The sequence below is a fragment of the Allobosea sp. P4_E12 genome, assembly GCF_056401655.1.
This window is the reverse complement of record NZ_JBFUIY010000082.1, coordinates 1-7329: the sequence shown is the minus strand read 5'-3', so window position 1 is coordinate 7329 and position 7329 is coordinate 1. Positions and strand designations below refer to the sequence as shown.

The following is a 7329-nucleotide window of genomic DNA, read 5'->3' as shown; positions in this document are numbered from 1 at the left end:
TCTCGCTTGCCGGCGTGGTTGGCGGGGCCGACGATGCCCTCGTTCTCCATGCGCTCCATGATCGAGGCGGCGCGGTTGTAGCCGATCTGCAGGCGGCGCTGGATATACGAGGTCGAGGCCTTCTTGTCGCGCAGCACGACCGCGACCGCCTGGTCGTAGGGATCCTCGCTCTCGGCCTGGCCCATGCCGCTCTTGTCGAAGACGGCGCCGCCATCCTCGTCATCGCTGCCGGCCTCCTCCTCGGCGGTGACCGCGTCGAGATAGTCCGGCCGGCCTTGCGTCTTCAGATGCGCCACGACCTTCTCGACCTCGGCATCCGAGACGAACGGCCCGTGCACGCGGGTGATGCGGCCGCCRCCGGCCATGTAGAGCATGTCGCCCTGGCCGAGCAGCTGCTCGGCGCCCATCTCGCCGAGAATGGTGCGGCTGTCGATCTTCGAGGTGACCTGGAACGAGATGCGGGTCGGGAAATTGGCYTTGATCGTGCCGGTGATGACGTCGACCGAGGGCCGCTGGGTCGCCAGCACGACATGGATGCCGGCGGCGCGCGCCATCTGCGCCAGGCGCTGGATCGTGCCCTCGATTTCCTTGCCGGCGACCATCATCAGGTCGGCCATCTCGTCGACGATGACGACGATATAGGGCAGGGGCCCCAGATCCATCACCTCTTCTTCGTAGATCGCCTCGCCGGAATGCTTGTCGAAGCCGGTCTGCACGGTGCGYGTGATGATCTCGCCGGCAGCCAGCGCCTCGCCGACCCGGACATTGAAGCCGTCGATGTTGCGCACRCCGAGCYTCGACATCTTCTTGTAGCGCTCCTCCATCTCGCGCACCGCCCATTTCAGCGCGACCACCGCCTTCTTCGGGTCGGTGACGACGGGGGTGAGCAGATGCGGGATGCCGTCATAGACGGAGAGCTCGAGCATCTTGGGRTCGACCATGATCAGCCGGCACTGYKCGGGSKTSAGCCGGTAGAGGATCGACAGGATCATGGTGTTGATCGCGACCGACTTGCCCGAGCCGGTGGTGCCGGCGACGAGCAGATGCGGCATGCGGGCAAGATCGGCGATCACCGGCTCGCCGCCGATGGTCTTGCCGAGGCARAGCGCCAGCTTGTGCTTGGTCGATTCGAAATCCTGGCTGGCGAGCAGCTCGCGCAGGAAGACGGTCTCGCGCTTGGCATTGGGCAGTTCGATGCCGATCGCGTTCTTGCCCTGGACRACGGCGACACGCGCCGAGATCGCGCTCATCGAGCGSGCGATGTCGTCGGCCAGCGAGATCACCCGCGACGACTTGRTSCCCGGCGCCGGCTCRAGCTCGTASAGCGTCACGACAGGGCCCGGGCGAACCTGGCTGATCTCGCCGCGCACGCCAAAGTCCTCGAGCACCCCTTCGAGCAGGGTCGCATTCTGCTCCAGTGCATCCGTCGAGATGGCTGTCGAGGGGACCTTCTTCGGTTCGGCAAGATAGGTCAGCGGCGGCAGCTCGAAATGATCGCGATCGAGCAGGGACGGCTGGGCCTCGCGCGACAGACGCTTGCCAGGCTTGGGAGCAGCGGGCCGGGCGGTGACGCGCGGAGCATTGAGATCGCGCAGGTCCTGCGGTTCATCATCATCGTCGATATCGCCATCGGGAAAGTCGACGACGCGACTGGCCGGACGCGGGCTGGGCAACGGCTCGGGGGCGAAGACTGGAGGGGCAGCGCGGGCCGCAGCTTCGTTGAACTGCGGTTCGCGGCGTACGCGGCTGACGGGCTGGTTGCCAGCGGAGCCAGTGGCGCTGACGGCCGGTTCCGGCGGGTGCGGCAGGCGACGCAGGATCGCGCCCTTGAGCGCCATTGCGCCATGGGCAAGCCAGCCGACAAGGATGACGGCGAAACCGGGCTCGTCGTCGCGACGCTCCTCGGTCTCGGCCCAGGACTCGTCTTCGTCGTCGCTGTCATTGACCGGATCTTCGTCGGTGACGAAGCCGAAGCCCGCGGCGGCGGTCACGGCGAGAATTGCTATACCGGCATAGAGAAAAGCGACAAGGCCGCCGAGGGCGCTGCCTGCGATGCCGACGAGATTGCGCGTCCCAAACAGCAGGCCGTCGCCGATCACGCCGCCCATCCCGGTGGGCAAGGGCCAGCGCGGCGTCGCCGGAAGGGCGCTCGCGACGGCCGCCGTCGCGACGATACCGACAACCCAGAGACCGAGCTTGAGCGCGCCGCGATCGAACAGGTGGAAGCGCATCAGGCGCAGCGCCCAGATCAGCGGCGGGAAGAGCATGGCGATGACGCCGAGCCCGATCATCTGCATGGTCAGATCGGCGATCATCGCACCCGGGCGCCCGAGCAGGTTGTTGACGGCGCCGCCGGTGGCGTTGTTGAGGCTGGGGTCTTCAGCGGCCCAGGTCGCAAGCGCGAGTGCGATGGCCGCTGTCAGCGCCAGCAGCCCGAGCCCGACCATCTCCGACGTCCGTCGCGACAGGAATTCCCGCGCGGGATCGGGCAGGCGATCGATCAGGGATGAGGAGCGTCGGATTGTTCGCATGCCGGCCGGGCCGCCTTCCACAGGACTACAGGCCGCATCATACCGGCCTCCAGCGATCAGGGTATGAAGGTCAGGTTAAGACCCGCTTAACCTTGAAGGGGAGCGCCTCGCCGGCGGATCGATCGGCCTGCTTCTGCGGGCGGAGTTACCGTGAGAAAGGCCCCGGCGGGAGACCGCCGAGGCCTGTTTCACGTGAAGCGGCCGGAGACGCTTACATGCTGTAGGCGCGCTCGCCGTGCTCGGCGATGTCGAGGCCTTCGCGCTCCTGATCCGTGGTGACGCGCAGACCGACGACGACGTCGACGATCTTGTAGAGGATCAGTGAGCCGACGCCGCTGAAGACGAGCGTGAACAGAACGGCCTTGGCCTGAGCCACGAATGCCGGCCCGAATTCATAGGCCGCGGTGACGAGCTCGCCCGGCTTGGAGACATAGTCCGGGATGCCGCCGCCGCCGAGCGCCTGATTGACCAGGATGCCGGTGGCCAGGGCGCCGATGATGCCGCCGACGCAGTGGATGCCGAACACGTCGAGCGAATCGTCGTAGCCGAGCGCATTCTTGACGGTGGAGCAGAAGACGAAGCAGACGGCGCCAGCGACGAGGCCGAGCACGATCGAGCCCATCGGGCCTGCGAAGCCAGCGGCCGGCGTGACGGCGACGAGACCGGCAACCGCGCCCGAGACCATACCGAGCAGCGAGGGTTTGCCCTTGGCCGCCCATTCGACGAAGAGCCAGCCGAGCGCGGCTGCCGCCGTGGCGACGAAGGTGTTCATCATGGCAAGCGCGGCGGTGCCGTTGGCCTCGAGATTCGAGCCGGCATTGAAGCCGAACCAGCCGACCCAGAGCAGGGCTGCGCCGATCAGCGTCATGGTCAGCGAGTGCGGGGCCATCAATTCCTTACCGTAGCCGACGCGCTTGCCGAGCAGCATGCAGCCGACGAGGCCGGCGATGCCCGCGTTGATGTGGACGACGGTGCCGCCGGCGAAGTCGAGCGCACCCCATTTGAAGAGCATGCCGGCATCGGCGTTGACCGCGTCGAGCGCCGCGGTTGCGGCCGCCTTGGCATCGGGGCCCGCCTCAGCGACAGCCTTGGCCGCATTGCCGACGGCATCGGGACCGCCCCAGTACCAGACCATATGGGCCATCGGGAAATAGATGAAGGTCACCCAGAGGGCGGTGAACAGCATCAGCGCCGAGAACTTGATGCGCTCGGCGAAGGCGCCAACGATCAGGGCCGGCGTGATGCAGGCGAAGGTCATCTGAAAGCAGATGTAGACGTATTCGGGGATGACGACGCCGTTCGAGAAGGTCGCCGCGACCGAGTTGCCGTCGACGCCGCGCAGGAAGGCTTTCGAGAAGCCGCCGACGAAATCGTTCAGGCCGCCGCCGTGGGTGAAGGCGAGGGAGTAGCCGTAGATCACCCAGAGCAGGCTGACCATGCAGACGATGGCGAAGACCTGGGTCAGCACCGAGAGCATGTTCTTGCTGCGCACCAGGCCGCCATAGAACAGGGCGAGGCCGGGAATCGTCATCAGCAGCACGAGCACGGTCGAGCTCATCATGAAGGCGGTATCGCCCTTGTTCGGCACCGGCGCGGCGGGAGCCGCCGCTGTCTGGGCCAGCGCGACCGCCGTGGTCGCGGCGAGCACCGCTCCGACCAGCCCGGCCCGCAATGGGGTCTTGAAATTCATCGGTTGAAACTCCTGGACTGAAGGATCGAGAGGATCAGAGGGCGTCGCCGTCGGTCTCGCCTGTGCGGATGCGGACGGCCTTCTCGATCGACGATACGAAGATCTTGCCGTCGCCGATCTGGCCGGTACGGGCTGCGGCGGTGATCGCCTCGATCACCTTGCCGACGAGTTCGTCCGAGACGGCGACTTCGATCTTGATCTTCGGCAGGAAGCTCACGGCATATTCGGCACCGCGATAAATCTCGGTATGGCCCTTCTGCCGGCCATATCCCTTCACCTCGGTCACGGTCAGGCCATGCACGCCGATGGCGGTGAGCCCGTCGCGCACCTCCTCCAGCTTGAACGGCTTGATGACAGCCATCACGATTTTCATGCTTGGGTTTCCCCGTTTCCGCCGCCCGGATGTCAGCCCCGGCGATCGCGTTGCGCTCCGCGCGCGCCGGGAGCCCGACACACGTCACGGCCGGTCAATTCAAGGCCCGTGCCAACTGCCGGAGGGGGATCATGAGGGGATGACGCAAGGAAAAACGCCCCGTCGCACCACTCGGTGCGGGGTGATTGCCTAATAAACAGGCAAATGCTTGGTTGCTGTGCTTCTGCTTAGAAAGCGCTCATTCGCGGTCCGGACGCGGCCGGATCAGGCCTTCCTGCGCCACGGACGCGACGAGCTTGCCATGGCGATCGAAAACAAGGCCGCGGGAGAACCCGCGCGCGCCCGAGGTCGAGGGGCTGTCCTGAGCATAGAGCAGCCAGTCATCGGCGCGGAAGGGGCGATGAAACCAGAGCGCATGATCGAGGCTCGCGCCCTGGATCTGCTTGTCGAACACGGTCTTGCCATGCGCGATGAGGCTCGAATCGAGCAGCATCAGATCCGAAGCATAGGCAAGCACGCTTTGATGAACCGCCGGATCGTCGGGCAAAGGCTGCATCGAGCGGATCCAGACATTGAACTTCGGCTCCATCTTCTCGCCTGTGACGTAGCGCTGGAGCTCGACGGGCCGAATCTCGATCGGCCGCTCGCGCTGGTAATAGGCGCGCACGGCTTCGGGCATATGCGGCAGCACGCTGCGCTGCATCTCCTCCCGGTTCGGCAGTTCCTCCGGCATCGGCACGTCCGGCATCGGCATCTGATGCTCATAGCCGGGTTCTTCAGCCTGGAACGAGGCGGACATCGAGAAGATCGCCTCGCCATGCTGGATCGCCAGCACGCGCCGCGTCGTAAACGAGCGGCCGTCGCGGAGCCTTTCGACCTCGTAAATGATCGGAGTCTCGGGGTCGCCCGGCAGCAGGAAGTAGGCGTGCAGCGAGTGCGGCTGGCGGCCTTCCACTGTCTGGCAGGCGGCGTAGAGGGCCTGCCCGATGACCTGCCCGCCGAAGACCCGCTGCCAGCCGATCTTGGGGCTGCGACCGCGGAACAGATTGCGCTCGAGCCGCTCGAGGTCGAGGATCGACATCAGGGAGTCGCTGATCTGGGACATGGTTCTTCAGGCTCGACTGGCGGGCGGATTGACGGGCGGGCCGGCTGAGCCGAAGACGGTTCCGCCGTATCCTCCGCATCAGCACCGACGCACCGGGCGTCGTCAAGCGCTGGTCCAGGCGTGGTCGGCATGAGGCGCAGGAGCAGGACGATGGGGCAGCAGACCGGCCATTCCGGAAGGCGGATCGTGATCGCGGGTGGCGGCATCGCCGGGCTTTCGCTGGCGCTGGCGCTGAAACGGGCGCTCGGCGAGGCTTATGCAATCGTCCTGGCGGACCCGGCGCTTGCGGCACCGCCGCGTCAGGACAACCGCGCCTACGCCGTGGCGGCGGCTGCACGCAACATGCTGGAGGTGCTGGGCGTCTGGGAGGCCGTTGCAGGCAGTTCTGCCGCGATGACCGAAATGGTGGTGACCGACAGCCGCAATCCAGACGTGGTGCGTCCGGTCTTCCTGACCTTTGACGGCGAGATCGAGCCCGGACAATCCTTCGCCCATATGGTCGAGAACATGGCGCTGATGACGGCGCTGTTGAGCGCCTGCCGTGAAGCGAATGTCGAGATGCGGCCGGAAGGCGTTCGCGGTTTCGATGCGCAGGACGATACCATCGAGATCACCTATGCGGGCGGCGAGCGCATTGGGGCGTTGCTGCTCGTGGCTGCGGATGGCGCGCGGTCGCGGCTCCGCGAACGCGCCGGCATCGGTTGGGTCGGCTGGTCCTACCACCAGTCCGGGCTGGTTGCGACGCTGAGCCATGAGCGGCCGCATGACGGGCGGGCCGTCGAACATTTCCTGCCATCCGGGCCCYTTGCGATCCTCCCGCTCAGCGACGGCGGCAGGCTCGGCCACCGCTCTTCGATCGTCTGGACGGAGCGCGAGGAGAATGTCGCGGCGCTGCTCTCGCTCGACGAGGCCGATATGCTCGACGAGATCGAGCGGCGCTTCGGACTGGAGCTTGGGGAGCTTGCACTGGAGAGCAAGGTCACGGCGATGCCGCTCGGCTTTGGCGTGGCGCGTCGCTTCGTCGGCGACAGGCTGGCGCTGCTTGGTGACGCCGCTCACCTGATCCATCCGATTGCCGGCCAGGGGCTCAATCTCGGGCTGAAGGATGTCGCGGCCCTGGCTGAGGCCATCGTCGATGCCGCGCGGCTTGGGCTCGATCCAGGCAGCGCCGACGTTCTCGAAGGTTATGAAAGCGCCCGGCGTTTCGACACGGTTGCGATGGGCGCGGTGACGGACGGGCTCAATCGGCTGTTTTCAAATGACGTAACGCCATTCCGCCTGGCTCGCGATTTCGGGCTCGGGCTGGTCGATCGGATGCCAGGGCTGAAGCGCTTCTTCATCCGCGAGGCGGCGGGACTGGCAGGGGACCCGCCGCGCCTGCTCAGAGGCGAGGCGCTCTAGATGTGTAGTCCCGAAATCTGATGGTGCATCATCGATCCTGAGTCGTCAGGAGGAGGATGCATTATGGGAAGCGTTCTTCATGGCAGCGCCCGCACGACGGCGCGTGTTCGAGCCGAGCTCCAAGGGTCGAAAGAGAGCAGCCGGGCCCTTGCCGTCCGCTACGGCTTGAATCCGAAGACTGTGCTCAAGTGGCGCAAAAGGACCACCACATCCGATGCGCCCATGGGAC

5 protein-coding genes and 1 pseudogene are annotated in these 7329 nt (G+C 66.2%); 2 read left to right on the top strand and 4 right to left on the bottom strand.

Annotation, left to right across the window (positions count from 1 at the left end; genetic code table 11):
- From AC1DW9_RS35750 to tesB, 4 genes are all read right to left on the bottom strand, one after another.
- On the bottom strand, positions 1 to 2531 hold a 2531-nt coding region (locus AC1DW9_RS35750), incomplete at its 3' end, for an FtsK/SpoIIIE family DNA translocase (RefSeq protein WP_476855365.1).
- A gap of 211 nt (positions 2532 to 2742) precedes the next feature.
- Positions 2743 to 4221 (bottom strand): ammonium transporter, encoded by a 1479-nt coding sequence (locus tag AC1DW9_RS35745; RefSeq protein ID WP_441493289.1) that lies wholly within the window; start codon positions 4219 to 4221, stop codon positions 2743 to 2745.
- A 34-nt stretch (positions 4222 to 4255) separates the two neighbouring features.
- Positions 4256 to 4594, bottom strand: coding sequence for a P-II family nitrogen regulator (locus AC1DW9_RS35740; protein WP_043236992.1), 339 nt, complete (start codon positions 4592 to 4594; stop codon positions 4256 to 4258).
- Between the two features lie 238 nt (positions 4595 to 4832).
- A complete protein-coding gene (gene tesB, locus AC1DW9_RS35735) occupies positions 4833 to 5699 on the bottom strand; it encodes an acyl-CoA thioesterase II (protein WP_441509090.1) in 867 nt (288 codons plus the stop codon).
- Positions 5700 to 5849: 150 nt separating this feature from the next.
- Here tesB and AC1DW9_RS35730 point away from each other — a divergent pair, with 150 nt between their 5' ends.
- Entirely contained in the window at positions 5850 to 7100 is a 1251-nt protein-coding gene (locus AC1DW9_RS35730) for a ubiquinone biosynthesis hydroxylase (RefSeq protein ID WP_476855364.1), read from the top strand.
- A gap of 63 nt (positions 7101 to 7163) precedes the next feature.
- Positions 7164 to 7329 (top strand): annotated as a pseudogene (locus AC1DW9_RS35725) (IS481 family transposase); the annotation flags it as partial.